The following is a 26,333-nucleotide window of genomic DNA, read 5'->3' on the forward strand; positions in this document are numbered from 1 at the left end:
ACCGGAATGCCGGCGGAGTCACCGTGACGACTTGGCGGCTCCGCCGCCCGGCCGGTCACGGGGCACACACCACCCACGTGACGAGCGCACCAGTCACCGGAAGGACCACTTCGTGAACACCACCAGCGCCGCCCCGCGCGGTCCGCTGGCCCGCTTCCTCGGGCCCGTCGCCGGGTCTCGCGGGGCCGTCGTGATGCTCGCCATCGGGCTCGTCGACTCCACCGGAACAGGGCTGTACCTGGCCGGCTCGGCCGTGTTCTTCACGATCGCCCTCGGCCTCACCGCGGCCCAGGTCGGGCTGGGCCTGTCGGCCGCGGGCCTGCTGGGCCTGGTCGCGCAGCCGATCCTGGGTTGGTGGGCCGACCACTGGGGCGCGAAGCAGGTTCTCATCGCGCTGCACCTGTGGCGCGCCCTGAGCTTCGCGTTGTTCGTGGTCGTCGGCGACTACGCCGGGTTCGTCGTGGTCGCGGCGATGATCGGCATCGGCCAGCAGGCGCTGTCGCCGGTGTACCAGGCGCTGGTGGAGCAGGTCGTCGGCGAGGACCTGCGCGTGCCGGTCATGGCGCGCAGTCGTGCCGTGTACAACCTCGGCTTCTCCCTCGGTGGCCTGCTGGCGGTGCTCGCGATCGTCGCCGGCAACCGGCTCGCGTTCGACGTCATCGTGCTGGCGAACGCCCTGTGCTGCCTCACCGCGGCCCTGCTGCTGGTGCGGGTCGCGCTGGTCGCGAAGGGCGGTTCCGCGCGGAAGCCGGGCCTGCGCCTGCGGTCGCTGGGCGACTTGCGTTACCTCGCCGTCGCCGCGGTGAACGGGGTGCTGAGCCTGCACGTGTCGCTGCTCGGCGTGGGCGTGCCGCTGTGGGTCGCGCTGCACACCCACGCCCCCGAGGCGCTGGTCGGCGGCCTGCTCGTGGTGAACACCGTGCTGGCGGTGCTGCTGCAGGTGCGGGCGTCGAAGGGCGCGGAGACCACCGAAGGCGGCCTCAAGGCGCTGCGGCGCGGCGGGTTCGCGCTCGTGGCGTGCGCCGCGGTGTTCGCCTGCGCCGGGCTGGTGACCTCACCCGTCTTCGCGGTCGTGCTGCTGGTGCTGGGTGTGGTCGCGCTGACCGGGGGAGAGCTGTTCCAGTCCGCGGGCGGGTGGGGGTTGTCCTACGCGCTCGCCCCGGACCGCAACCGTTCGGAGTACCTCGCGACGTTCAATCTCGGGATGAGCGCGCAGTTCGTGCTGGGACCCGCGGCGGTGACCGTCGGCGTGATCGACCACGGCCTCACCGGGTGGGCCGTGCTGGCCGCGGTCTTCCTCGCCGCGACGCTGGTGGCCGGCCCGCTCGTGGCGTGGGCGGCCCGGCGGCTCCCCTGATCAGGCCCGGACGGTGCCGCGCCGGCGCAGGGCGTCGGGAGCCGGTGTGGTGAGGTCGGCGAGCAGCGGTTCCGCCGTCCTCGCCGCCGAAAGCCGGTCCGGATCGAGGTCCGCGATCACCAGTGTGGTGTCGTCGGGGCCGGCCTGGGTCAGGAGCCGGCCGTCCGGGCCCCACACCGCGCTGCCGCCGCAGGTGGTCCAGCCGCCGGTGGTGCCGGTGTGGTTCGCCAGCAGCACGTAGACGGTGTTGTCCAGCGCGCGGGCGGGCAGCCAGGTCCGGGACTCGTGGAAGCCGTTGCCCACGCTGAACAGGGCGCTCACGAGGTAGGCGTGCGCCCCGTCCGTCGCGGCGGCCCGGGCGTGCTCGGGGAAGCCGGAGTCGTAGCAGATCCCGAGCCCCAGCTGCCAGCCGTCGACCTCGAGCGTGCAGCCGGCGGCCCCGGGGGAGAACAGCTTGCGCTCGCTGCCGAAGAGGAACTGCTTGTCGTAGCGCGTGAGCACGTCGCCGTCACCACCGAACACGAGCGACGAGATGAAGAGCTCGCCGTCCGCACGGGTGGCGGCGCCGACGACGGCGACAGTGCCGGTGTCGCGGCAGGCCTCGGCGATCGGATCCAGCCGGGAATCCTGGGCGTGCACGGCGTAGCGGCCGGGATCGCTGCCGATAAGGTCGGGTTCGTAGCCACTGAGGAACTTCTCGGGCAGCACGACGACACGCGCCCCGGCCGCCCGGACGAACTCGGCGGCCGTGCGGACGTTCGCGACGACGTCACCGGCGGCGGGGCACGCCTGCGCGGCCGCGATCCGCAGGGGGACTTGGGGAAGGGCAATGGGATCCACTCATCGAACCTACGTGGTCGAGCGGTCGAGGCGCATGATCAGGGGAGAGTAATGATGGACGCTGCACGTCGTGGCGACCGGTGGACCCAGGCTGAAGAAGACAACCTGCTGCGCATGCTGTTCGACCAGGAAGCGCCGGAGGTGATCGCGGCGGCGCACCAGCGCTCGGTGGTTTCGATCCTGCTGCGGGCCGAGGAACTCGTCGGCGGGCCTGCTGACCTCCCGGACAATCAGGCCGTTTTCGACTGGGCCAGAGACGAACTGCGCAAAGGACGGGCCGGCAGTCTGGCCTCGCTGCTCGAACGGATCACGTCGGCAGCCGCCGGCTGGACACCACCTCCACCGCGCTCTCAGCCGGGAGGCCCGTCGCGGCAGCGACAACGGCAGGCGCCTTCGGCAGGTCAGCCGGAAGTCGTCTCGTTGTGGTCTTCGATCACCGGGTTGGCCCCGGATCGCCTGACTTCAGGACCGGAGCTGCCGGTACTGGCCCGGCACGACGCGACTTTGCTCGAGACTGTGGGCACCCGGTTGTTCCGCCACCACGGGAAACTTGAGCTTTCGGACTGGGTGCTCGACTGCGACTGGCTCGACGTCGAGCGGCTGAACCTCACCGCGGAGCAGATTGACGGCGAGTCGGACGAAGTGCCGTGGATCGGCGCCGAACTGGTTCGTGCGGCTTTGGTGAAAGTGCCCACCGATGACCGGGAGATCCTCTTGAGACGGCTCGGTCTCGACGGCGAGACCGTGACCCTGACGTCGATCGGCGAGGTCTTCGGGGTCACCGGGGAACGAATCCGGCAGCGTCAAGTGCGCGGACTGCGAAAAGTCGCGATCACGTCGTCGCCGGGCGATGTCTTCCGATCATGGGACCATGTTCACGGAGTTCTCCGGAAAGCGCTGTGCGGCGGAGATGGCCTGCTTGACGCGCGGTTGGTGCTCCAGTTCATCGAATCGGTCGTTCCGGCCGCGCCGAGGCAGCCGGCTCTGCGGCTGGTTGCCGGGCTTTGCGGTTTCTCGCCGGACCACGTGGCCGATATCGGACTGCAGATTCAGGCCGTTGAAGCAGAACACGAGCGAGAACGTGCTGAGCGGCAGCGTGCCGAACGCGTGCAAGGCAAGCTGAACGACAACCTCGCGAAGGTGGTTGCCGGCGCGTCGTGGCCCGCCGGCACGCCCGCGGCGGCATTCCCGGTCGACGGGCCCCAGCGTCTGCCACGTGAGCCGGACGACCGCAGCAACTCCGGGTACGTGGACTCGGCGCGGCTGGGCAGGCGGGTCGGCTACGACTCGGACGCCGAACTCGCCATGATCACCTTGGCCGAGGAAGCGGACCTCGTCACGACTTACTGCGAGCAGCCGCTGGTCATCCCCTACGAGCTGGACGGACGCGCCTGCCGCTACTACCCGGACCTGATGGTGGAACTGGCCGACGGCCGGCGGCTGGTGATCGAGGTCAAGTCCAGGAACACCGAACTCGCGGAGTATCGCAACATCCGCAAGATCGTGGCGGCGACCGGGTTCTGCCATCGGCGGGGCTGGGGCTTCACGGCCGTCGACAGCTACTTTCACACGGCTGCGGACCTGATCGAGCGAGACGTCGATCTCACGCAGGCGTCGCTGGTACGCGCCCGGCTGGAGGCCGGCCCGCTCGACTGGCCGTCGTTGCGCGCCTTACTGCTTCACCACGGGATCACCCGCGCCGACCTCGCCACGATGATCGTGCGCAACGGGTGGTGCCTGTACACCCGCCCGTACGTCCTGTCCGCGAGGCCTCTAGCCGACAGTCGGCGGTGGCACCCCGAGACCAGCTCCGGTTCGACCGAGGACGGACCCACCGGCTCCAGGTAATTCTCGCGAAGAATCTCGGTGGCGTCGGCCTGTTCGCCGCCGCGTTCGAGGTCAAGACCGGCTAGGCGCTCGCGGACGTGCTGTTTGCGGTGACGGAGAAGGTGAAACTCCCGATGATCAGCAAAGCGTTCGGCGACTTGCCGGGAGATCCTGTGAGAGGTGACCATGACCGCCGAAGAGAACCTGACGAGGGTTCGTCAGGCGCACGAGGTTGCGATCAAGGTGAAGGAAGCGGCCGAGGGAACTGGTGTTCGCGGTCACTGAGGAGGGCACCATCAGCCTCGGAGCCGAAAGCGATCGAGCCGACGAGACCACCCACAAGCTCAATCTGACACTGGCCGCGGGCGTCGACCAGCTCACCTCGAAACGAGCGTGAAGAACGAGTGGGGTTCAGCACAAAGACGCCCTTTGAACTGCTCGGTCGCTTCCTGCGGGCCCGAACGCCATCACTGGTGAGGTTTCTCTTGGTGCTGGCCCAGCGCACGGAGCCGTGGTGAATGCCCCGAACAGCGGCGACCGGGTCGCCTGCGTCTTGATCTGCCTCACCTGAACGGGGGTTGATCTCTGTGGCTCAAGTCGAAAGCTCTGGCGAGCGGGGAATGACGTGGGGCTCCGATCGCCCCTCGTGGCCGAAGTCGGTGCGTTGCGGTCGCTGAGGGCTCGGGACTTGTCGCGCACCCTGACGTGCGGCCAGCTTCAAGGCTTGATCGATCAGGACGGGAACAGTACGAGCATACGGGTGAAGTCTGGGATGGCTCCGCGCACACCTCGGTTCATTTCCACGCGACGTGCGGTACACCGGAAAGGCGTGCGAGTCGGTGCGGGCTGGGGTGCGACGATGGTCGGCGAGGTGGAGCGGGGACACGGCACGGAGGGGACTCGGAACGAGCTGTCGGGTCGCGTGACGGGGCCGGTGGTACAGGCGGGGACGATTCACCAGGTTGTCCTGCCACCACCGCCACGCGACGAGCTGCCGGTACCGCGTCAGCTGCCTCCGGCCGTTCGTGACTTCGCGGGTCGCGACCGTCAGCTGGCGGAGTTGGACGAGCTGCTTGCCACCGACTCGGAGACCAGGTCACCCGCGACGGTGATCTCGGCGCTGGACGGCACGGCCGGCGTCGGGAAGACGGCGTTGGCGGTCCAGTGGGCGCACCGGGTGGAACACCGGTTCGGTGACGGCACCCTGTACGCCAACCTGCGCGGTTACGGCCCCAGCGCACCGCTGGATCCGAACCTGGTGCTCACGTCGTTCATCCACGTGTTCGGGGTCCGCGAGGACCGCATCCCGGCCGAGCCGGACGCCCAGGTGGGCCTGTATCGCTCCCTGCTGGCCGGTCGGCGGGTGCTGATCCTGCTGGACAACGCGAGCACCTCCGAGCAGGTCCGCCCACTGCTGCCCGGAGCAGCCGGGTGCCTGGTGCTCGTGACCAGCCGTGCCAGGTTGACGGGGCTCGTCGTTGCCGAGGCCGCCAGCCAGGTCACGCTCGACCTCTTCACCGCGGACGAGGCGGAAACCCTGCTGCGCAGCATCCTCGGGCCGCAACGGGTCGACGCCGAGCCCGAGGCGGTGGCCGACCTCATCGGAGTGTGTGCGCGGTTGCCCCTGGCCTTGAGGATCGCGGCGACGCGGATCGCTACCCGGCCGCTGATCGGCATCGCCGACGTCGTCGCGGACATCGTCGACGACCGGAGCCGGCTGGATGTCCTCAGCAGCGACGGAGACGAGCGCAGTGCGGTGAAGTCCGTGTTCGACTGGTCGTACACCCAGCTTCCCGAAGAGCGGGCTCACTTGTTCCGCAGGCTCGGGCTGCATCCCGGTGCCGAATTCGGAGTGACTGCCGCGGCCGTGGTGGCGGGCATCGACGAGACCGCCGCGTACCGGCAGCTGGAAGCGCTCGCCGACGCTCACCTGGTCGAAGCGATCGGCGGCCGGCGCTACCGGTGCCACGACCTGCTCCACGCCTACGCGACCCATCGCGCAGAGCGGGACTGCACACCGGAAGACCGCGGCGAAGCCGCGACCCGCTTGTTCACCTGGTACGCGTGGACCGCGCAGGCCGCGGACCGGCTGGTCTTTCCCGGCCTGCCCACCTTCGACGTCACGCTGGAACCGGTCGGGTACGAGGTCGGGCTGCCTGATCGCCCGTCCGCGCTCGCGTGGCTGAACACCGAGCAAATGAACCTGCAGGAGGTGCAGCGCGTTGCGCACCGACAGCGGGCCCACGACATCGTGCTCGCCCTGGCCGGGTGCGCGCGGTTCTTGAGCCTGCGGGAACGTGCCCGGTGGTCCGCGCGGCTGGGTGCCGAGACACTGGGTGTGCAAGCTGCGCGAGCGAGCCGGAACCGGCCGGCGGAGGCGGTTCTCCTGGGGTTCCGCGGCGACACTTTCGCTGACCTGGGGCGCTTGGACGAGGCGGAAGCCGACTTCGAGCGGCTGCTCGACTTGGCCGGTGAGCTCGGCGACGCGGTGCGGCAGCGGGTGGCCGTGGTCGGCCTGGGACAGGTACGGCTGCTACAACATCGGCACCCCGAAGCCCTGCACTACTACGGCAGAGCGTTGCTCCTGGCTCGGGAGACCGGCGGCGGCCGTCCGGAAGCCGTCGTGGAGTGCAACCTCAGCCGGATCAACCTGCGGCTGGGCCGGTATGAGCCGGCGCTGGCACACGCCGAGCGGGAACTCGTACTGCGCCGCGGTAGTGGTGATCGTGTCGGCGAGGCGTACGCGTTGTGCGACGTCGCGTCGGCGCAACAGGCACTCGACGACCACGACAGTGCCCTCGAGTCCGCGCGCCGGTCCATCGCGCTGTACCGGGAGCTCGACGGCACGGGTGCCTTCCTCGCGCTCGCTCTCGAGACCGCGGCCTCGTCGCTCGAGCGGCGGGGAGAGCTCCCCGCCGCCGCGGAATACCTGGCCGAAGCGTCCGCCCTCTTGGAAGACCTGGCCGACCCACGTGCCGGATCCCTGCGGACGCGGGCGCGGGAACTGGCCGCGGCCGACGAATCCTGAGCCGTTATCCGGCCCGCGGGCCACAGGTGGGGCAATCGGATCTGGGGGCGTGCGGGCCGAGCGCGTAACTGTCCTCCAAGGTGACGAGGTTGAAGCCGAATTCGCAGTTGGTCCGCAGCGCGGGAACCCCGGTGAGCAGGCTGAGGGCGGCGTGCGCCGCGAGGTGCCCGGCGATGCCCGCGGAGACGGCGTTCGCGGCGTGCGGCCGCGCGGTGCGTCCGGCGGACCGCGCGAGGGTCCGCGGCGCCGCCTTGGCCCACCGTTCGCGTTCGGCCGTGCGGGCGCAGTCGTGGCAGGGACCCGCGCCGGGCCGGTACAGCCCGGTGACCACCTGGGGCCCGTGGTAGCCGGCGTGCACCCAGCAGGTGCCGGTCTCCTGGCAGGCCTGGTTCGCCCAGGAGCGGATCTCGCCGGGGCGGTCCGCGGCCAGCACCAGCAGGTCGAACCGGAGCGCCAGGTCGCGCAGCGCGGCCGGGCCGTCGACGATCAGCCGTTCCCCGGTGACGTCGACGTCGGAGTTGTGTGCGCGCAACCGGTCGAGGGCCGCGTCCACCTTGGGCCGGCCGACGTCGTGTTCGGTGAACAAGATCTGGCGGTTGAGGTTGGACAGCTCGACGACGTCGGGCTCGACGCAGTGCACCTGACCGACTCCCGACACGACGAGGGCGAGAGCCGCGGTACAGCCGACGCCGCCTACCCCGATCACGGCGACCCGGGACTGCCGGAGCAGCAGCTGGGTGTCCCAACCGCCGCGGCGGGGCGTGCGGTCCATCCACCGGAACAGGGCCCTGCTCCGCCCGTAGCGCTCCCGCTCCGCGGCCGTCAGCTCGCAAGTGGCCGGAGCACTCGCGTCTTCGACGTAGCCGGCGCGGACGAGGTCGTCGACGGCCTCCCGGATCTCCTCGCCGGATCGGGCGGGGTGGAGACGGACCAGGTCCGCGACGACCTGGTCCGTCGTCCTCGATCCGTCCAGGGCCTCCAGCAGCGCCCAGATCCACCCGTCCGGATCCACGATGTCGGCGGCGATGCCACCGACGGTGCCGCCGATCCGGATTCGGTCGTGCCCGTGGCGGACGGGCAGGTGCTCGGGTTTGATCATGGGACGCGGCACGGGGGACTCCTAACTTTCCTGAGTGGGGTTGCAGAACGCCGGCTCGCGCCGGACTTCACTGAATTCGATCACGGTGTCCCTCCTCCTTCCTCGGTTCCGTGCGGAGAAGAATGGGCGTGAAGATCAGGCACCCGCCGCCGGATCTGCCGGGTTCCACCCGTCGGCCGGCCGTGCGGACGTTTCTGCTGCCGATCTCCATGGCGCTCTCCTCGATCGGTTTCGGATCTCCGGAGCATGCCGTGAACCCGCGGACAGCGGCGTGTCGGCGGCGCGGTCAAGGCCGCAACAAAAGTGCCGCAGAAGTGACAGATCAATGTCATCGCAGGTCGGAGCGGTAGCGTCACGCGACGGGTGAATGCCAGAATCGGAATGCGCGGGAAGGTACTCGGCAATCCGGGGGAGGGGCGTGCGTCGGGGGATGAAAATCGCGTTCGGAATTCTCGGTCGGACGACCATGCAAATGCACGGGCGACTGAGCGTCGGCTGGGGTTCACTGAAACTGCAGAAGATCTTGGCGGCGTTGCTCGTGCAGCCCGGGACACGGGTGCCGGTATCCACTCTGGTGGAATGGGTGTGGTCGGTCGACGAGCACGAGCCGAACGACCCCGCCGCCACGTTCCGGACCTACGCCGGGCGCATCGGCCGGGCGATGCGGGACGCCGGCGTCGCCGCGAAGCTCCGGACGGTCGACGGCGCGCTCTGCTTGGACGTCCAGAAAGACGCCATCGACTACTTCGCGTTCGTGGATCTCGTCAAAGGAGCCCGCGCCCACATCAGGGAGCAGGACCACGAAGCGGCCGCCGCGTCGATCACCGCGGCGCTGGACCTGTGGCGCGACAACCCGCTCGCGGACCTGACGTCGCAGCGGGCGCAAGACTGGCGCTACGGGGCGATTCACAATACTTGGCTGCCCGCGAACCAGCTGCTGCTGGGGGAGCTGATGGCGTTGGGCCGCTACGATGCCGCGTTGCAGAAGCTGGACGAGCTCCAAGCCGGGTACCCGGCCGACGTCGGGCTGGCCCGCCGCCGGCTGTCCGTCCTCCGCGCCCTCGAACTGGTCGAGGACATGGGCGCCTACCACCTCGCCGTCCGCAAGCTGCTCCTGGCCGAAGGGGACACGACGGCGGCCCATGACCTGCTGGGGTTCTACAACTCGCTCAATCCGCCCGACCGGCTCGCCAGGGCGGCGGCGCCCGGGGCCCGAGCGGCGGCGGAGCGCCTGTCCGCGCTGCCCCGCCCGCGGCTTCCCGCCGACCAGCCGTCGCCGGACCGGCCGTCCAGCCTGATTCCCGCGTTCCCACGCCGGGCCCGGTGCCTGCTGCCGCCGGGTGTACTCGATTTCGTGGGCCACGACGATCTGCAGGCGGCCCTCGACGGACTGGCCCGCACGCCAGACGGCTGGTTCCGCCCCGGCGTCGTCGTCCTGGACGGGCTGGCCGGCATCGGCAAGACGGCGCTGGCACTGCACTGGGCGCACCGGCAGTGCGGAACGCTGGTCGACACGGCGCTGTACCTCGATTTGCACGGCTTCGACGGTGGCCCGCGCATCGAAGCCGGCGAGGTGGTCGACGAGCTCCTCGACGCGCTGGACGTGCCCATCGCCCGCTTCGGCACCCGCGGCAGGCGCGAGGCGAAGCTCCGTGAGCTCCTCGGGGCGGCTCCCACGCTGGTCGTGCTCGACAACGCCGCGAACTCGGCGCACGTGCTGCCGCTCTGGCCCACCCTCTCGCGCTGCCTCGTCGTCGTGACCAGCCGGCAGGGCCTGACCACGCTGGCGAGCCGGCTCGGGGCGCGGCACTGCTCGGTCACGCCGCTGAACGAAACCCACGCCGCTCAGGTGCTGGGCAGCCAGGTCCGGGACCGGCCGGACTCCGACGCCGCGGCGCTCGCCCGGCTCACCGCGCTGTGCGGTGGTTTCCCGCTCGCGCTGCGGCTGGTCGCCCACCGCATCGGGCGCCTCCGCGACCCCGCGTTGACCAGGCTCGCGGACGAACTCCGCGACCAGAGCCGGTTGCTCGACATCGGTGACGACGGGGACGACCCGCCCACGAACCTGCGCGCCACTTTCTCGGTCACCTACCGCGCCCTTCCCACGGACGCGCAGGACCTGTTCCGGCTGATCGGCGTTTCACCAGCACCAGAACTGACGCTTCCGGCCGCGGCCGCGCTCGCCGGTCGTCCGGCCAAGGAGCTCCAACGTCCGTTCGATGTGCTGGTCAGCACGCATTTCCTGATCCGCACGGGCACTTACGACCGGCATTGCGCCCACGACCTGCTCCGCGCGTTCGCCGCCGAGCTCGCCGAGGTGGGGTTGTCATCCGTGGACCGTGAGGCCGCCGAGCGACGGCTTCTTTCCTATTACCTGCACACCAGCTACCACGCCGACCGCTTGCTGTTCCCGTTCCGGGAATCCGTACCGATGCTCCCGGTGGAGGTCGGCGTGGTTCCGCTTGAGTTCGGGGCCGACCACGAGGCCGCCGCGGCGTGGCTCCTGAACGAGAGAATCAATTACGGGAAGATAGTTCTCTGGGCCGCGGTTCGTGGCCACCACGAATTTGCCTGGCGAATTCCGCATAATTTCTATGGCCTTTACCGTACCCGCGGCTTTTATGGTGATGTCCGAGATTCATTGCAGATTTCCGTGACCTCTGCGCAGATAGTCAAGGACGAAGAGTCGGAAGGGGCCGGCCGGAGTGACCTCGGGCTGATTCACCTTGCCCAGGGTGACCGGGAATCCGCCCTGCGAGAATTTCATCTCGCCGCTGCGCTCGCGCAGAAATCGAAGAGTGCGATGGGGATCGCCATTTCGCTTTCGCACCTGGGCGCGTACGAGGCGAAGATCGGCAATCTGGATGCCGCCGCGGCACTTTACCGGCAGGCGTTGGACCAGGTCGCCGTCAAGGGGAGTGCCAGTGCCGAGTCGGCGACACTGCACCGGCTCGCGAAGACCTTTCGTGCTCGCCGGAACTTCGGCGAGGCCCTCACTCTCTACCGGAAAGCGTTGGCTTTGCGCGAGCAAATAGGCAACTTGCACGGGCAGGCCGAGACGCTGATCGAGATGGCCGCCGCGTTGAGCGATCAGGGCGAATGCGACGACGCGCAGCGTCACGGCACCCGGGCGTTGGCGGTCATCGAGCAGATCAACGACACCGAGCTGGGCCCGCGTGCATTGTGCGTCATGGCCACCAACAGCTACCGGCAGGTGGACTACGCGCCCGCGATCGGGTACGCCCGCCAGGCGGTTCGCATCGCGTCGAACAACCATAACTCCGTCGTCGAGTCCGACGCGCTCCACGTACTCGGTCACGCGCTGTGCGACCTCGGTCACGGTCCCGCCGCCGAGGAGGGGTGGCGGCAAGCTGCCGCGATCGCCGTAGACCTGGGTGACGGTCATCGGATCGTGCATCTCGATGAGGATCTGGCGAACCTGGCCACGTTCCATGTCGTCGGCGGTAGCCCGTCCGCCGCAAGTGAACATTTTTCCGACATCATTGTCGATTACTAAGGCTCGTTAGCCTCTTCGGTGACGTCAGAAGCTGGACGTCACGGAATCTTTCCATCTAACGGGCTAGTCGACTCCGATCGGGTCGTCCGTTCTGGGTACGACACGGCCGAACCAGCCACCCTCGGTGCGTGCGCCTATGGCGGCTTGTATAGGCTCGCCGCCGCTCGACGATCTTCGCGCGGCGAGCGTGTACTAACCGGCCCGACGCGGGTGAGAGCCCGCGTTCATATCCCATGAAGGACGTCACTTGCTCAATCGAGAACGACGTATAGGCGGCCTCGCGATCGTGCTTCCCGTTGCGGGAGCGATCGCATTCGGGATTCTCTTCCCGGGTTCGGCGAATGCGATACCGGCCGGATCCCACGACGTGCACATCGCACTGCCGGTGCAGGCGAATCCCCAGTACTGGGTGCCTGAGCGAACCGACTACTGGGTGCCCGAGTTCCGCGTCTAGACCGGGGTCGCCCGGCTGATCACCCGATCGGCCGGGCAGGTTCTCGCCGCTCACCAGCGGCGTTCGGGTGGTATGGCTGGTCAGAACGTGATGTCGCCGACGCTGCGCGCCTGCACCACATTCCCGTGCACGGTGCCGGAAATCTGGTTCGCGACGCCGTTGTCCTCGGCGTTCTGGGTGACTTCTGCTTGCCAGAGGGTGCGCAGGCGTTCGCCGAAGTCCGGGTCCGTCGCTTCCGCGCCCTCCAGAGCGATGCTGAGGTCCCGCACCTCGGTCGAATCCTCTGCCGTGCCTTCCGCGGCCTCGAGCACGGCGGTCGCCACCGGATCGTCGGCGAACTGCTTCCTGATCAGCTTGTACAGCCCGGCGACGGCCCGTCCGGCGGCTGCCGCGGCGATGGACACAAGGATCGGTTCAGGCACAGTGGCTCCCTCTGCTGTACGAGCACCTTGTCGTTTCATGCTACTGGGAAACCGGTCGTCCGGGGCCGATGTGCGGGATTGGCCAGATCGAAGGGGCGCCGCGTCGAGCCCTGTCCACACATCGTCCGGTCGCCGGCTGCGACGAAGTCCTCGGTCCCCCGCGCTGCCGCGTGAGTTCGGTCTGGCTGAAGGGACGACGCCGGAACACATGAGTCGGACCATCAGGGGCGGCAAATCGATCTCCCCGCTCGTTCCCGCCGAGACCACCGCGTTGCAGCTGACGCCGCTCCACAGGTACGACGCGGGTTGCTGGCAGCCGTAAGTCGCCACCCGGTTGGCCGTGTCGCCGCTGGTCACGGTCGGTTACATTCGGCTGGATCGGCGGGAGGATCGTGCACTATGACGGAGGTGTGGCCGGCCCCGTGGGCGGGACAGGGGGATGATTCTCCCCGGGCACGGCAGTGATGGCCGGCCCGTCGCTGACCGGTAGCGCGGCTCGCCGTCGTCGTACCTTGGCGCACCTGTCGCCGATCTTCGAAGTGCACCTCAACCGGGCGCGGAACCCGTCGGACGTCGATTGGGCCGCCTATGACTTCGTCGCCCTGATCCAGCTGAGCGTGGACACCATCGCGTTGTCGTCCGGTCTCGATGGCAACTTGGGTGCTCCCCGGGACGCGGTGCTGGACGAGATGACCCGGGGTGCGGCGATGATGGCGCCCCGGCGGCCGGTTGGTGAGCACGAGCGTGTCGCTCGATTCGTACTCGACCACCTGCTGCGCCACGACGAACCGTCTCCTTATTTCACGGTCGACTACGCCGACGCCGACTCCGGGTGGGCGCGAGTGAGCCACCAGGTCCGCGTGCTCTACGAGACGCTCGCCGGCGACGGGGCGTCGCTTCAGGTCAACGTCGATCACACGGCGGTCTCGCTGCTGCTGATCGCGACGAACCGCTCGCTCGAGGATGAGCACGAAGCGGTCATCGCGGTGATGCAAGCGCAGGCCGACAGTGGCCGGCTCGGCGCGGCGATCGAGTCGGCCGAGGACGCCTTGACACTGTCCCGGACGTACTCGGCGAACGTCCGTCGCATGATCATCGAGGCGGAGCGGGACGTCAGCCGGATCGACTACCTGACCACGCTACGGCCGGAGCTGAGCAAGGCTTCTCGGCACCTGGAACGGCGGATCCAGGTCGACGGTACTTTCCTGCGCCACCTGGAAGGACTTCGTTCCGACGCGTCCGAGGAGCAGGATCCCGAAGCCGTCCGACAGCTGACTGTCGCAGCTTCCCGGCTCGGCGAGGCCGTCGAGACGCTCGCCGAACTCCACACGGACGTCATCGGCGCCACGCCGCGCTGGCGGGACGCCCAAGCGGCGCAGTCCTTCACAGCCGTGCCGGCGACCGAAATCGATCCGACCGCGGACGTCTTGTCGGCTCTGCTCACCGGAGGCCGGCTGCCATCCGGTGCCGACACCACTCCGACAGCGCCGGCGCGGCTGCTGAACTTCGCCGCACTGGCGAATCGGCTGGTGGCACCACCGCGGCAGGTTCTCGATGTCCCAGGCCGCAAGGTGCCGGCCGAGCCGCTCGAGGACAACGAGGGCGTTTACGAGCAGTTCCCCGAGCAGTTCCACAACGTCGCGGCCGCCCTGCGCGGCCGCCGGATCGCTCCGGGGATGAAAGCGCGATTGTCGGATCTGCTTGCCGATGCGGACCTGCTGTTCGACCAGCCGGACATGCGGACGGTGGCCGAGCTCGTCGCTCTCGCCGGTGGCGTGCACACCGCACGGCTTCGGTTGCGGCTGCTGCTCGCCCTGGACGCCATGATGCTGTGGCGCCCCGACGGCGTGCCCGACCGGAGCGACGAGTGGTGGGCAGTGGACGACGAGAGCCGGGCGTCCGCCCCCGACCTCGAGTTCCCTGACCTGCTCATGCACCGGAGAGGACCGGATGACTGATCGAGAAGTCGCTCGTGACGTCGGCCTGCTGCTGCGGTACGCACTCGACCACACGCTGACCCCGGCTCGGCACGACACGTACAACCGGCTGCTGGATCGGTACACCACCGATCCTGAGCTGCGAACGGCGTTCGAAGAGACAGCCGCTGGTCTCGGTGTGCGCACGCTCAGTGCGGACCGTACGACGGGTCTCGTCCTCGCCGCCGAGACCGACTCGCCGCTGGCGGTCGCCGACACGACCCAGTGGCTCCGGATCACCGGCTCCGGTGACCGCATGGTCTACGGCGTCGCGCTGGGCGGAGTCGCGGCCTGGTGCTACCCGACCGCGCGTGCAGTCCGAGAGCCAGGCACCCGGCGCGTCACCGCCGTCGATGTCGATCGGTTGATCCGGGAGCACGCCGCCGCGGTCGAGGCGGGGGATGCCGAGCTGCCGGGGGGACTCGGGCCGGCGTGGGAGGAGTACAGCGTCCATCGCAAGCAGATCGCCGTCACGAAGAACACAGGTCAGCTCAAGCGCGGCTGCACGGTGAAGATGTGCGAAGAGGTACTCGTGATGCTCTCGTCGTTCGGACTGGTGGTGCCGGACAAGACGATCCCACGCCCCCGTCCCGACCTGCAGGTGTGGCGGTCGACTGACCGCTTCCGGGCGCACGTCGCCGCCGGCGGCGGACCGCTGGCATGGCAGACGATCGTGAACACGGGCTCGTCGGTGCTCGGCGAGGAGGAGAGCTGATGCACCTCGGGTGGCGTCTCGAGCGGACCTACTTGGCGGGCGCGGGGTTGGCCGAGTCCCGGCTGGAAGGGCTGGACCTCGTGTGGTCGGAACCGCTCGACCCCACCGCGCACGCGGCTCTTTGGGCGGACAACGGCACCGGCAAGACGATGATCACCGCGTTGCGGTACGCGCTGTACCTGCCGGACAGCCGAGACTTCATCCGCGGTGACTCGGACCGGTCGCTGGCGAAGCTGGTCCGATCACGCGATGTCTGCCACGTCGTCGAGCAGGCCAGCCGAGTCGTGGACGGTGAACTGCAGCGTGTCGTCGTCGGCATGGTCGCAGGCTGGCCGGGCGGGGGTACCCAGGACCTCGAGAACCCGTCGCGCCTGCACCGGATGTTCTACGGCTGGTTCACGGGCGAACACGGGCCCACGATCGACGATCTGCCCTTCCGCACCGATATCGGCAGGTGGGCCACCCACGCGCAGTTCGTGGACGGCGTGCGCGCGGTGCTTCCGCCTGGTGGGGCCGCGCCACCGTACCCGCCGTCCGATCATCAGAGGAACTGGCGGAGATGGCTCGACGTCGTCGGTGTCGACCTCGACCAGATCCGGTTCCAGGCGGTGATGAACGCCGCCGAGGGCGGCGTCGACCGGGTCATGCGGTTCACCGACTCCGATGCGTTCGTCCAGTGGCTGATCGGGGCGACCATGCCGACGTCGACCGTCGAGCAGATCACCAACAGCATCGACACGCTCCGGCAGAACGCGGCCAGCCGCCCACTCTGGGAAGAAGAGCTGAACTTGTGGCAGAAGCTCGTCGACCCGCTGCTCGACCTCGCCGTCGCCCATGAGCAGGTCGGCCAGGCGAAGCGGACGGCCGCGACCGCCCGGATCGAGGCGACTTCCGCCGTGGCCGATGCGGATGCCACGGCTGATGCTGTGCGCGACAAGGGACGGACCGCGAAGCTGCGGTACGACCATCACGACCAAGCTCGCAAAGAGGCTGGGTCCGCGGCCCGGCGCGCCCAGGGGCACCGGCTCAGGATGGAGCTTCGTGCCGCGGAACTGCGGGTGCGGGAAGCCGAGGGCGTCGCTGACCGGCGACGCGGGGAACGCCGAAACGCTGTCGCGGAGTTCGATGCTTGGCGGATCGTCGCCGATGTGCTTCTGGCCAAGAGTCTCGGCAGTCGTCTTGCCGGTCTCGAGGAGCTCCTGCAGGCCGCTGAGAAGGCCACCGACGAACTTCAACGGCAGGAACGGAGGCTTCGGCACGATCTCGCCCGCCTGCTCACGCAGCGGCGTGACGACGCGGAGAGCGCGCGCCGGACTGCTGGACAAACGCTCAAGACCGCGGTCGGAGAGTTCGAGAACGCCGGCCGGGAAGAACAGGATTGCCACCGCAAGAGGGGCGCGGCCACCGAGCAGGTACGTCAACACGAGCAGAACCGGGTCACCGCTGAGGTGACGCTCGCCGACGCGATCGAGGCGGAACTGCTGGGGGAGGGGGACGACCCGGCGCGACGGGACACGGCGCTTGCCGAGCAGATCACGACTGCCCGGACCGACGGTGAGGCCGCGGACGTCGAGGCCGACCGGATCCGGACGAAAGCCGGCGCGGTGCAAGACGCGCTCGTAGCCGCGCAGCGCCGTGGCCGGGAAGCTCGCGACGAAGGCCGGCGGTTCGGCGAGACCATCGCGGCCGTCGAACGCCGTGTGACGCAACTGCACGAAGACGATCAACTCCTTGACGCCGTGGGGAGTTCGGAGGTCGATCTGTGGGGCGGCCGGTCGTTCCTCACCGACGCGCTGAACGAGCGATCCGGTCGTGCGGACCGGGATGCCGACGCGGCTCGCGCACTCGTCGATCGTGCTCGGCGCACCATCGACTCGATCGGAGCAGACGGCTTGCTGCCGCCCGCGCAGACGGTCGAAAACGCGATCCGCCGGTGCGAGGACCGCGAAATCCCGGCCTGGTCCGGTTGGCGATGGATCGCCGACACCATGAACGCGGAGGTCGCCGCGTCCTTCGCGCGCGCACGGCCCGACATCGCGTCCGGCGTCGTCGTCGCCGAACCCCGGCTGGTCGTGGACGTCCTCGACGTACTGGGGGATCTGGAGCTCGACACAGCGCTGTGGGTGGGAGCTGTGACCGACCCGGACGTCGCGGCAACCGGGGAAGGCGTTGATGGCACGGAAGCGCGGATCCTGCTTCCGCCCGCCGGCGCGTTCGATCGGGACGCCGCGGCGGGGCTCGTCGCTGCGGCCCTGGACGAACTTGCTCAAACCGAAGAAGATCTGAAGGATGCCACGACGCGTGCCCACGCGACTCGTACCACGCTGGCGTCCTGCCGCCGGTTCTGGGACGACTTCGTAGCAGACCCGCGGGCCGAACTGAACCGCAGCCGCGCGGCCGCGCAGCAGCGCGAGGCCGACGCGGATCGGGACGCCCAGGCAGCTCAGATCGAACTGGGCAACTTGGCGGAACAGCAGAAAGGCCAGCGGGCCAGAGCAAAGCGGGCGAGGGAGACGGTTGACGTGGCGGCTGAGCTGCGTCGCCTGCTCGTCCCGGTGATCGCCGCGGTCTCGACGATCGCGGTGGCTCGCGCAGAGCTCCCGGCTCTGCGCGAGTCGGTCGTCGCGTTGGACGAGCGCCTTGAAGAGCTGGCCGGCGTCAAGGAGGAACTCGCTGAACGGATCGAGGGAGGCAAAGCGCAGCTGGCCGAGTACGTGCGTACACGCGACGACGCCGCGGAAGCGTTGCGGGACGCCGGTCTCGCGCCCACTGCCGACGGACCGGTCACGGCCGAAGAAGACACCAGCCTACGGGCGCGTCTCGGCAGTGTGCGGAAAGCCATGTCGGAAGCCACCATCGATCCCGCGCTGCAAGACGAGATCGACCAAGTCCGTGCCGAACGTGCCGAAGCCGGCGCTCGTATCGGCGCGGACCGCGATCGGCGCACGCTCGCCGAGCAGTACGCGCTGAGTGACGGTGCCCGTCATCCGGTGGCGCTCGCCGAGTCGATCCGGTCCGCGGAAGTCCGGAGCGCCGACGCGGGGCAGGCTCTCGCGAAGGCAGAGGCGGCAGCCGAGTCCGCCCGCGATGTCCACCGTGCGCACGTCGAAGATCGGGCGGACCGGACTTCGGCGGACTTCGACGGCTTTCCCGCGGCGGTCCTGGTCACTTCACCGCAGGAGGCTGATCGCCAGGCCCGCCTGCTCGACGACCTGGCCGTCGAATACCTCGAAAAACGCGCCGCGGAAGAGCGCTCGGTGGCCGAAGCCAAAGACGAGGTGGAAAAGTCCGAGGTGGCGAGCCGGTTGATCGACGTCTCGGTACAGCCTCTGCGCCATCTCGCGGCCGAGGATACGACCGGCCGCGTTTTCGGCGACACCAATGAGCTGACCACGCAGCTGGCCAAAGCCGCCGAAGAGCTGAGGCAGGCGGAAGGAGCTGTGAGCGACAAGGCGGCAGTGGCCAGTGATCTTGTCGGCAAGGTGCGCGCCCTCGCCAACGGCAAGGACGCCCGGGCGGTCGAGGACGGCAAAGACCCCCGGCTGGCGGACTTGATCGTGCGTTTACGAGCGGATCGGAACCTCGCTGTCGACGCGGAGCGCGTCGCAGGTCAGCTCGAACAACGTGTGGCGACCCTGCGCGACGATCTCGATCAGCACGACGAACGCATTCGCACTTGCGCCCGGATGCTGCACATCCAGGCGTCGACCGCGATCGAAAAGCTTCGTCACTACCAGAACCAGTCGCGCCTGCCCGACGGCCTCGGCGAGTGGTCGGGACAGCGGTTCGCCGTCATCGAACACGAGCCGGTCCCCGCCGACGAGTCCGTGGCGGTCGACCGGGTGGCCCGCGTCGTCCACGCGCTGCTGACTCCCGGTGCCGGCCGATCGGACGCCCAGGTGATGCTGTTCGCCGCCGCCCGGGCGCTGGTGGACGCGCCGTTTCGCGTCCGCCTGCTGAAGCCGCACACCGACCTCGTCCTCGACCGGGTCGACGTGGCGGAGCTGAAGAACTTCTCGGGCGGGCAACGGGTGACCGCCGGGGTGCTGCTGTACGCGACGATGGCGCGGGTGAAGGCGGCAGGCAACGACACTTCGATCGGCTGGCTGTGGCTGGACAACCCGTTCGGCCAGGCTTCGGCAGACCAGTTCGTCCGGACGATGCGGCTCGCCGCCGACAAGCTCGGCCTCCAGCTCGTCTTCACCGCCGCGCCCAAGGACAAGGGTGCGCTGTCGATGTTCGACCGGATCATCACCCTCGGCCGTCGCTCCCGGCCGTCGTCCGGGGAGAAGGTCGTCGTCGTGGACGACGGTGATCGCGAGCTCGCGGACCTTATGCTGATCCAGCACGACGTTCTGCAGGTGCTCGGCGAATGAGCACTGTCGATCTCGACGCGCTCGTCCTCGCACTCGACCCGGACGCCGTCGGTGGGCGTCGCGACATCGATACCTTCGCCACCGCGTTGACGAAGCTGGTACCGGACGCGGGCCCAGCGGACGTCGCAGAGCTGATCCTCGAGACGATCGAGCGCGGCCAGGTGGCGGGCCTCTGGACGTGCGCGAAGACCACGGTCCGGCGTGGGCGCGGCGTGCTGCCGAAATCGATCGCGCTGAGCAGCGTGACCCGGTCCGGGGACCGCCGGCGCCCAGTCGGCGTGCCATTGCGTCACGAACTCGCCGGTTGGGCGACGGCACTCGAGTTGTCCGGTACCCAGCGGACCGTGTTGCTCGCCGCGAACGAGTGGCTCCGGCGTACCAACGGCGGGCAGGCACCGGTCGTCGCCGTCGCCGAACGCGCCTACGACCTGCTGCGCAACGAAAAGGCGTTCGATTCGACTCCGCCGCTGGGCGGGGAAACGCTGTGGCGGCCGGGACGACTGACCTTTGACTTGCTGCGTTGCGTCCGCATACCGACCCCTCTCACCTGGGAACCCGCGATGGCTTCGGTGGGGTCGCCGGGAGCGATGGTCTGCGTCGAAAACCATGCCACTTTCCGGAGTCTGCTCCGGGTTCTCCGCGCTCGTACTGCGCCGCTGTGGGTCGCGGTAGCCTGGATCCAGGGCCGCAATACCGCACCTCTGGAGTCCCTCCCGGGCTTGCCGTTCCAGGTGACGCGGCTGGACTACCTCGGCGACCTCGACGCCCCCGGGCTGGAGATAGCGGCGACCGCCTGCGCGATCGTGCGTCGGCTCGGGATCCCAGCAGGACCCGCGGCGGCGCTCTGGACCTTGCTGGCAGAACAGCCGTCGCGACCAGGAGCGACGGTTGTGGCCGGACGGGCGGGCACACTGACGGCGTGGCTTCCGGCCGAAGCACGCGAACGCGCTTTCAGCTTGCTGACGGACGGTAGAGCCGTTCCCCAGGAAGCACTGCGCTTCGACCTCCTTGATCAAGTTCTTTGACGTTCGAGCGGAAGCGTCGGAGATCTCTTCCGCGGCTTGTGCCGTTTCTGGAAGCCGATCGACAGGCAGTTTGACTGTGATCGGCACCTCGTTCCCGAATCCGTGCACTCGAACACTCAGCTGGGTGGGTCGCGCGGGTCTTCTCGTGGCGTGCCCGCTTTGTGGGTCGCTCACGCCTGGTGACGCGGCTTGGGGCTCCTGACACCACTGGTGTCAGGAGCCCCAAGCCGATCCTTTCGGTGGGTCAGGCGAGCGTTTCCAGGTGCATGGACCGATCGGGCATTCCGGTGACCGCGATGGACAGCACCTTGCCGCCGCCGTCGGAGATGGTCGGGGCGGCCCAGCTGCCGTCGGCGTTGCGGATGTGGTCGAAGGCCTTGCCGCCGGTCAGGGTTTCCAGGTGCATGGAGCCGTCGATCATGCCGGTGATCGCGATCTGCTGCACCGTGCCGCCGTTGTCGGAGACGGCCGCGCCGGTCCAGTTTCCGTTGGGCAGGCGGACGTTGTCGAAGACCCGGCCGCCGGTCAGGGTCTCCAGGTGCATGGACCCGTCGGGCAAGCCGGCCACGGCGATCTGCTGGACCCTGCCGCCGCCGTCGGAGATGGCCGCGCCGCTCCAGTTGCCGTCCGGCCCGAGCACGTTGTCCCAGACGACGCCACCGCTGAGCGTCTCCAGGTGCATCGAGCCGTCGGGCAACGCGGCGACCGCGATCTGCGAAACGGTGCCGCCGGTGTCGGACGCCGTCAGTGCGGTCCAGCTGCCGTCGGCCAGGCGGACGTGGTCGAAGACCTTCCCGCCCGTCAGCGTCTCCACGTGCATCGACCCGTTGGGCATGCCGACCACGGCGATCTGCTGGACGGTGCCGCCGCCGTCGGAGATGGCCGCGCCGCTCCAGCTGCCGTCGGGCTTGCGTTCGTTGTCCCAGACGACACCGCCGCTGAGCGTCTCCAGGTGCATCGACCCGTTGGGCAGCGTGGTGACCGCCATCTGGGAGACGTGGCCGCTGCCGTCGGCGACACCCGGACCGCTCCAGTTGCTGGTGCTGTCGAGGACGTTGTCGAACACCTTGCCGGTGGTCGGTCCGCCGCCGGACACGCCCGGCGGGCTGACGTAACCCGAGATGGGCCAGCTGTTGCCCCCGGAGACCGCGGTGACCGGGTTGATCGTCTCCTGGACGACGTGGTTCTGCGCCGCGCTGCTGCCGCCGTAGTCGCCGTTGACGGTGGTGATCGTGCCGTTGGAGTTGACCGAGTAGACGATGCCGACGTGCCCGCCGACGCCCGCGTTGGGCGCGCCGAACACGACCAGGTCACCGGGGGCCGGGTTGCCCATGGTGCCGTTCGCCCGCGGCTTCCACACGCCGTTCTGCATGCCCCAGCCGCCGACGCTCGTGGCCACCCACAGGTTCGGGCTCGGGTTGACGCCGGCGCCTCGCCAGATCCAGCCGGCGAAAACCGCGCACCAGAAATCGGCGCAGGCCGACTTGCCGCCGGCGTCGGCGAATCCGCCGCAGCCCTGGCCCACCTTGGAGTGGGCGAGATCGGCGATCGCCTGGCGGGTGACCGCGGCCGTGGTCCGCGGTGCGGCTACCGCGGGTGCTGTTGTGGTGGAAGCGTTTGCGGGCAGTCCTGCGGCGGACATCGCGACCGCGACACAGGCGATCACGACCAGCGCCGACCGTCTCGCCCGGCCCTTTGTGTTGGTGAACAATGTATTCTCCTCGTGTTCGTGACGCGGTTCGGTCAGACGAGCGTTTCGAGGTGCATGGACCGATCGGGCATTCCGGTGACGGCGATGAAGAAGACCTTGCCGCCGCCGTCGGAAATGCTCGGCGCGGCCCAGCTGCCGTCGGGGTTGCGGATGTGGTCGAAAACCTTGCCCCCGGTCAGGGTTTCCAGGTGCAGGGAGCCGTCGACCATGCCGGTGATCGCGATCTGCTGCACCGTGCCGCCGTTGTCGGACACGGCCGGGCCGGTCCAGTTCCCGTTGGGCAGGCGGACGTTGTCGAACACGCGGCCGCCGGTCAGCGTCTCGAGGTGCATCGAGCCGTCGGGCAGGCCGGCCATGGCGATCTGCTGCACGGTGCCGCCGCCGTCGGAGACGGCCGGGCCGCTCCAGCTGCCGTCGGGCCGCAGGACGTTGTCGAAGACCCGGCCGCCGTTGAGGGTCTCCAGGTGCATCGAGCCGTCGGGCAACGCGGCGATCGCGATCTGGGAGACCGAGCCGCCGCCGTCGGCGAGGGTTACGGCGTCCCAGCTGCCGTCGGCGCGGCGGACGTGGTCGAAGACCTTGCCGCCGGTCAACGTCTCCAGGTGCATGGACCCGTTGGGCAGGCCGGCGACGGCGATCTGCTGGACGGTGCCGCCGCCGTCGGAGATGGCCGCGCCGCTCCAGCTGTCGTCGGGATTGCGGACGTTGTCGAAGACCAGGCCACCGCTGAGGGTTTCCAGGTGCATGGAACCGTTGGGCAGTGCGGCGACCGCGATCTGCGAGACGCTGCCGCCGCCGTCGGAGACGCCCGCGCCGCTCCAGGCGCCGTTGCCGTCGAGGACGTTGTCGAACACCTTGCCGGTGCGGTGCGCGGGCGGCGTCGACCCGAGCCGGTCGATCGCCGCCTGCGCCACACTTTCGTGACTCAGGTAGGCGCCGGAGTTGTAGGTGGTCCAGGGCGCCCAGTTCGTCCCGCCGTTGGAGATGGACCAGGCGGCGCCGGCGTTGCACTGGGCGTCGAGCAGGCAGGACACGGCGATGCCGTGGACGCTGTTGATCTGCCACAGCCCGTAGTCCGTCGAACCGTTCGAGTTGTGGGCCTGGGCGCTGGGGTTGCAGCCGGATTCGGCGAGGGCCACGGACACCGCGACGAGCAGGTTGTGCCCGGAGAAGCCGGCGTTCACCGCGACCTGCGCGCAGAGATCCGCACCGACGGCGGCCGCGACCTTCGGTGATGCGGCGAGCGTCCCCTGTCCTTCCGTGTTCGGCGCGACCGGATCGGGGCCGGTCGACGCGGTGGCCACGCCGCCACCGGTGAGTGCCGCGGCGACCGCGGTCACGAGCACCACTTGCCGGGACCACGCGTATCTTCGTGCCCTGCGAACAGAATTCTTCACCAGAGTTCCTCATTTCGGTTTCTCGATGGCGGTGCCATCAGGGGATGTGGAGCTGCCGGCGAGGGTCGGCGGCAGCAGAAGGCGCCGCCGAGCGTCATTGCGGCTCGTCGGCCTTGGGCTGGTTGCAGCACTGTTTCGTATGCGGGAGAAGCGATCCCGTGACTTCGCCGGCGATGACGTCCGGACCGGAAGGCGAACGCTGGGCCCGCACCCTGGATCAGCCGGTCGGCTTGGTCGTGGTCCTGACCATAGCCGAGATTTATCCACATGGTCAATCCATACGGATAATTCATTTGGTTAAGCGGGTGGGTACACTCCGGCCATGGGTAACCGAGAGGACTTGCTGGCCGGGGCCAAGCAGTGCCTGGTCGAACGCGGCTGGGCGCGGACCACCGTGCGGGACATCGCCGCGGCCGCCGGGGTCAACCACGCGGCCATCGGCTACCACTTCGGGTCCCGGGACGCGCTGCTCACTCAGGCGCTGGTGGAAGCGGTGGACGAACTCGGCGTCGAACTCGCCGACCGCGCCACGGCCGACACCCCGGAGCAGGGCTGGCAGGTCCTGATCGACACCTTCGCCACCCATCGGGCGCTGTGGGTCGCCCAGGTCGAGGCCCTCGTGCAAGCCGAACGATCCCCCGAAGTCCGCGAGCACCTCGCCCGCGGGCAGCAAAGGGGCCGGGGTGCACTCGGCGGCTCGGTGCCGCTCGCGCTGATGACCGGCCTCATGCTGCAGTGGCTGGTGGATCCCGAGCGCGCACCCTCCGGCGAGGACGTGGTCGCCGAACTCCGTTCCCTCAGCGCGAAGCTCTGACCACGCCGGAGCGGTGGGTCAGCGACGTTCGCGGAGCAGTCCGGTGTCGCCGAGGGCGATGCGGACGTCGCGGACGAAGCCGGTGGTGTCGTCGAGCCCGAATGCCGTGTACTGCAGGACAAATCCGTGCAGCACGGCCATGACCACGCGCGCTCCGCGGTCGGGGTCCAGTTCGGCCGGGACGCTGCCCGCCCGCTGGCCGGTGCGGAGGGCGTCCGCGATGCGTCCGCGCACGCCCTCGAAGCCCGCTTCGGCCTGCTGTTGCAACCCTTCGTGGCGTAGCAGCTCGCCCCAGGCCTGGACGGCGCAGCGCAGGAGCTCGTCGACCGGGACGGCTTGGCCGGTCTCGTCGACGGCGATCTCGCCGCTCACCGGGTCGATCGCCGCCGCGACCAGGTCGGCGAGCGTCACGTCGCCGGCCGCGTCGACGAACTGCTCGACGGGATCGAACATCACCCGGAAGGCGTCGCCGGCGATCTCGAGGATGATCTCCTCCTTGCCGGCGAAGTAGCGGTACGGGGCGCCGACCGACACGCCCGCCTCGGCGGCGATGTCCGGCATCGACGTCTGGTGGAAGCCGTCGCGCGAGAAGCAGCGACGGGCCGCAGCCACGATCTGCGACCGGTTCGCCGCCCGGCGCTCGGCGGTGATGCGGGGCACGGCTCACCTCCTTCCGTGAATGACCATTCGCCTTGACGATAGCAGGGGGCGCGCGGCATCATCAAAATGAAAGGTCGTTCACGGAAGCGGCCCGCGAGGCGAAGGAGGACTTGTCATGACCGACCCGAAGCTCACCATGGGCGTCTACCGGTACGAGCACACCGAGCCGCTGTTCGACGGGCGCGTCGCGATCGACGCCACCCTGGAGACGTCGCCGCTGATCTCCGACGTCTTCCAGCGCATGGCCGAGGGTGACCTGGACGTCGCCGAGTACGGGCTGACCTACTTCCTGCGCTCGTTCGACCTGGCCGGCTCGCCCTTCCTGGCTCTGCCGATCTTCCCGAACCGCAACTTCCGGCACTCGGCCCTGTTCGTGAACGCCGACAGCGGGATCGAGCGGCCGGAGGACCTCGCGGGCAAGACGATCGGCGAGTTCGCGCTGTACGGTTCCGACCCGGGTGTCTGGATAAAGGGCATCCTCGCCGACGAATACGGCGTGACGCCCGAGAAGATGAACTGGGTGATCGGCGGCACCGACCACCCGATCCCGTCGTTCGGCTGGATCCCGCAGCCCGTCCCGGACGGCGTCGACGTCCGCCACGCCGGCGACGAGGAGACTTTGGCCGCGCTGCTCGAAGCGGGCGAGATCGACGCGCTGCTCTCGGTCGACGTCCCGCAGAGTCTCCTCGAAGGCTCCACGAAGAAGATCCGGCGGCTGTTCGTCGACTACGAAGCGGTCGAACGGGACTACTACCGCCGTACCGGCATCTTCCCGATGATGCACGTCGTCGCGATCCGCCGGGAACTGGCCGAGGTGCCCGGCCTGGCCGCGTCGATCTACCGGGCGTTCGGCCAGGCCAAGGAGATCGTGCAGGAGCAGTACCGGGCCAACGCCGCGAAGCAGCACATGGCCGTGATCACCCCGTGGTTCAGCGAGTTGTTCGCGGAGAACCGGGCGCTGCTGGGCGAGGACTGGTGGCCGTACGGCCTCGACGCCAACCGCAAGGCCGTCGACACCTTCCTGCGTTACCACCACGAGCAGGGGCTGTCCCGGCGGCGGCTCACGGCCGAGGACATCTTCGCCCCCGAACTCCTCGACACGTGAAGGAAAGCTC

The 26,333-nt window shown here is 69.2% G+C and carries 16 protein-coding genes; 10 read left to right on the forward strand and 6 right to left on the reverse strand.

Translation table 11 applies throughout. The annotated features are described in order from the left end of the window. Nucleotides 1–112: 112 nt before the first annotated feature. A complete protein-coding gene (locus OG439_RS47685) occupies nt 113–1,357 on the forward strand; it encodes an MFS transporter (RefSeq protein ID WP_326946910.1) in 1,245 nt (414 codons plus the stop codon). Here OG439_RS47685 and OG439_RS47690 read toward each other — a convergent pair whose 3' ends face one another. Then, nucleotides 1,358–2,197 carry a carbon-nitrogen hydrolase family protein gene (locus OG439_RS47690; protein WP_326946911.1) on the reverse strand — a complete coding sequence of 280 codons (840 nt, stop codon included), beginning with the start codon at nt 2,195–2,197 and terminating at the stop codon, nt 1,358–1,360. A 54-nt stretch (nt 2,198–2,251) separates the two neighbouring features. Here OG439_RS47690 and OG439_RS47695 point away from each other — a divergent pair, with 54 nt between their 5' ends. Next, nucleotides 2,252–4,045, forward strand: coding sequence for a TnsA endonuclease N-terminal domain-containing protein (locus OG439_RS47695; RefSeq protein WP_326946912.1), 1,794 nt, complete (start codon nt 2,252–2,254; stop codon nt 4,043–4,045). Between the two features lie 703 nt (nt 4,046–4,748). Continuing rightward, complete coding sequence (locus OG439_RS47700) at nt 4,749–7,052, forward strand: ATP-binding protein (RefSeq protein ID WP_326946913.1); 2,304 nt, start codon at nt 4,749–4,751, stop codon at nt 7,050–7,052. A 4-nt stretch (nt 7,053–7,056) separates the two neighbouring features. Here the strand turns inward: OG439_RS47700 and OG439_RS47705 are convergent, their stop codons facing one another. Beyond that, nucleotides 7,057–8,163, reverse strand: a complete 1,107-nt coding sequence (locus OG439_RS47705; protein WP_326946914.1) for a HesA/MoeB/ThiF family protein — start codon at nt 8,161–8,163, stop codon at nt 7,057–7,059. Between the two features lie 418 nt (nt 8,164–8,581). Between OG439_RS47705 and OG439_RS47710 the strand changes: the two genes are divergently transcribed. Further along, nucleotides 8,582–11,668 carry an AfsR/SARP family transcriptional regulator gene (locus OG439_RS47710; RefSeq protein WP_326946915.1) on the forward strand — a complete coding sequence of 1,029 codons (3,087 nt, stop codon included), beginning with the start codon at nt 8,582–8,584 and terminating at the stop codon, nt 11,666–11,668. A 534-nt stretch (nt 11,669–12,202) separates the two neighbouring features. Here OG439_RS47710 and OG439_RS47715 read toward each other — a convergent pair. Further along, entirely contained in the window at nt 12,203–12,544 is a 342-nt protein-coding gene (locus tag OG439_RS47715; protein WP_326946916.1) for a hypothetical protein, read from the reverse strand. 512 nt (nt 12,545–13,056) lie between these two features. On the opposite strand from OG439_RS47715, the gene OG439_RS47720 reads away from it, so the two are divergent. From OG439_RS47720 to OG439_RS47735, 4 genes are read left to right on the forward strand one after another with little or no spacing between them, the layout of a single operon-like run. After that, nucleotides 13,057–14,502: a hypothetical protein gene (locus OG439_RS47720; RefSeq protein WP_326946917.1), complete on the forward strand. Its 1,446-nt coding sequence runs from the start codon at nt 13,057–13,059 to the stop codon at nt 14,500–14,502. After that, the gene (locus OG439_RS47725) at nt 14,495–15,235 is read left to right on the forward strand and encodes a hypothetical protein (protein WP_326946918.1); all 741 of its coding nucleotides are present in this window, start codon (nt 14,495–14,497) and stop codon (nt 15,233–15,235) included. Before OG439_RS47720 ends, OG439_RS47725 begins: the two co-directional genes overlap by 8 nt. After that, nucleotides 15,235–19,611, forward strand: a complete 4,377-nt coding sequence (locus OG439_RS47730) for a hypothetical protein (RefSeq protein WP_326946919.1) — start codon at nt 15,235–15,237, stop codon at nt 19,609–19,611. The genes OG439_RS47725 and OG439_RS47730 overlap by 1 nt, the downstream gene beginning before the upstream one ends. Then, complete coding sequence (locus OG439_RS47735) at nt 19,608–20,636, forward strand: hypothetical protein (RefSeq protein WP_326946920.1); 1,029 nt, start codon at nt 19,608–19,610, stop codon at nt 20,634–20,636. Before OG439_RS47730 ends, OG439_RS47735 begins: the two co-directional genes overlap by 4 nt. Before the next feature lie 244 nt (nt 20,637–20,880). On the opposite strand, the gene OG439_RS47740 is transcribed toward OG439_RS47735, so the two are convergent. Together OG439_RS47740 and OG439_RS47745 are read right to left on the reverse strand one after the other, a co-directional pair. Then, on the reverse strand, nt 20,881–22,347 hold the full coding sequence (locus tag OG439_RS47740; RefSeq protein ID WP_326946921.1) for a CHAP domain-containing protein: 1,467 nt from the start codon (nt 22,345–22,347) through the stop codon (nt 20,881–20,883). A gap of 32 nt (nt 22,348–22,379) precedes the next feature. Then, a complete protein-coding gene (locus OG439_RS47745; protein ID WP_326946923.1) occupies nt 22,380–23,687 on the reverse strand; it encodes a hypothetical protein in 1,308 nt (435 codons plus the stop codon). Between the two features lie 379 nt (nt 23,688–24,066). Here OG439_RS47745 and OG439_RS47750 point away from each other — a divergent pair, with 379 nt between their 5' ends. After that, entirely contained in the window at nt 24,067–24,558 is a 492-nt protein-coding gene (locus OG439_RS47750) for a TetR/AcrR family transcriptional regulator (protein ID WP_326946924.1), read from the forward strand. A gap of 18 nt (nt 24,559–24,576) precedes the next feature. On the opposite strand, the gene OG439_RS47755 is transcribed toward OG439_RS47750, so the two are convergent. Next, a complete protein-coding gene (locus OG439_RS47755; RefSeq protein ID WP_326946925.1) occupies nt 24,577–25,218 on the reverse strand; it encodes a TetR/AcrR family transcriptional regulator in 642 nt (213 codons plus the stop codon). A gap of 115 nt (nt 25,219–25,333) precedes the next feature. Between OG439_RS47755 and OG439_RS47760 the strand changes: the two genes are divergently transcribed. After that, nucleotides 25,334–26,323, forward strand: coding sequence for a PhnD/SsuA/transferrin family substrate-binding protein (locus OG439_RS47760; protein WP_326946926.1), 990 nt, complete (start codon nt 25,334–25,336; stop codon nt 26,321–26,323). Nucleotides 26,324–26,333: the final 10 nt, after the last annotated feature.

This window comes from Amycolatopsis sp. NBC_01307, assembly GCF_035975215.1.
Taxonomy (GTDB): Bacteria; Actinomycetota; Actinomycetes; order Mycobacteriales; family Pseudonocardiaceae; genus Amycolatopsis.

Excerpts from the sequence above, each read along its gene's own strand:
- OG439_RS47750 (WP_326946924.1), top strand. The coding sequence starts at position 24,067 with ATGGGTAACCGAGAGGACTTGCTGGCCGGGGCCAAGCAGTGCCTGGTC.
- OG439_RS47735 (WP_326946920.1), top strand. The coding sequence starts at position 19,608 with ATGAGCACTGTCGATCTCGACGCGCTCGTCCTCGCACTCGACCCGGAC.
- OG439_RS47725 (WP_326946918.1), top strand. The coding sequence starts at position 14,495 with ATGACTGATCGAGAAGTCGCTCGTGACGTCGGCCTGCTGCTGCGGTAC.
- OG439_RS47760 (WP_326946926.1), top strand. The coding sequence starts at position 25,334 with ATGACCGACCCGAAGCTCACCATGGGCGTCTACCGGTACGAGCACACC.
- OG439_RS47730 (WP_326946919.1), top strand. The coding sequence starts at position 15,235 with ATGCACCTCGGGTGGCGTCTCGAGCGGACCTACTTGGCGGGCGCGGGG.
- OG439_RS47695 (WP_326946912.1), top strand. The coding sequence starts at position 2,252 with ATGGACGCTGCACGTCGTGGCGACCGGTGGACCCAGGCTGAAGAAGAC.
- OG439_RS47710 (WP_326946915.1), top strand. The coding sequence starts at position 8,582 with ATGAAAATCGCGTTCGGAATTCTCGGTCGGACGACCATGCAAATGCAC.